A 1211-nucleotide genomic window follows, 5' to 3' on the forward strand; every position below is an offset into this window, starting at 1 on the left:
CACCACGGCCAGCGCGACCACCCCGCCCGACAGCGCCAGCCCCGCCATCTCCCAATGCAGGGCGACGCCCGTTCCCGATGCGGTGCTGAAACCCGCGAAGCCGAAGGGAATGGGCTTCATCGCCGCCACCTCGATCCGGCGGCTGTCGGTGTCCAGCCAGGGAAAGGGGATCGCGGGCAGGACGCCTGGCTCGCCCGTGCGGGGGCGCATCTGCCATTCCCAGACCACGCGGGCGACCGGGCCGTCCGGGGTGGGGATCGTCTCGCGGGTTTCCGGCAGGGTAAAGCTGATCAGCCAGGGCTGGACGATGTCGGGGCGCGGCGGCAGGTGATGGGCCATCGCGCCCAGGGCCTCGATGGTGACGCGGCGGGTCAGGATGTCGTCCTTGGCCAGGCGGCCGGGCGGTGCGGACAGCTCGTCCGTCAGCACCAGCCTGCGTGCCGTCAGGGGGCGGCCCGAATGGGGAAAGGGCTTGACCGTCAGGCGCGTGGTGCCCGACGTGACGCTGACCTCCTCGCGGACGCCGCTGCGGGTGATGTTGGTCAGGTTATGGGTCAGCGGACCGATGGTCAGGTCCCCTGCCCGGCGCGGAAACAGCGCGATGTCGCGTTCGAAGATCTGGATCATCCGCCCGCCGATGCGTTCCTGGAACCAGCGGTCGCGGTCGATCTGCATCCAGTCATAGGCGTCGGACGACGGAAAGGTCAGGCTTTCCAGCGACACGGTCAGGTCGTATTCGCCGCGCAGGGTCAGGCGCACCATCTCGGCCACAACGGGGTTGCCGTGATCGTGCAGGATCAGCAGCCGCGCCTCTCCGGGGGCCAAGGGTGCGGGGGTTTCGGCGCGCAGCGGCGTGGCCAGCATCAGCAGCAAGAGGATCAGCCGGATCACCACGGGTCACCCGCCTCGGGCCGGATCAGGCCCAGCCCGGCGCGCCGGTCGTGTTCGGCCTGCAACCGCAGGGCCAGGAATTCGCCCGGATCGTCGGCGATGGTTTCCAGCCACGCGTCGCTGGCGGCCATGCCCCGCGCCTCGAGCGGTCGGCGCCAGCTTTCGGCGGCGGCGTCGGTCAGGGCGTTGGCGATCATCTCGTCCGGGGCGGGACGCCCGCCCCGCCCCAGGATGCGACCCGGCGCGACGCTGTCGCCCTGCTGCGGCGGAAACATCGTCGCCAACAGGTCGCGGCTGGCGCGGGCCTGTTCGTCGGCGGG

The 1211-nt window shown here is 71.3% G+C and carries 1 protein-coding gene and 1 pseudogene; both read right to left on the minus strand.

Going from position 1 to position 1211, the window contains the following annotated elements:
• On the minus strand, positions 1-891 hold an 891-nt coding region (locus TW83_RS17810), incomplete at its 3' end, for a BatD family protein (RefSeq protein WP_157001771.1).
• A pseudogene (locus TW83_RS21440) lies at positions 888-1211 on the minus strand (hypothetical protein); the annotation flags it as partial. The gene TW83_RS17810 and the pseudogene TW83_RS21440, both read right to left, overlap by 4 nt.

The organism is Paracoccus sp. S4493 (genome assembly GCF_000967735.1).
Classification (GTDB): Bacteria; Pseudomonadota; Alphaproteobacteria; order Rhodobacterales; family Rhodobacteraceae; genus Paracoccus; species Paracoccus marcusii.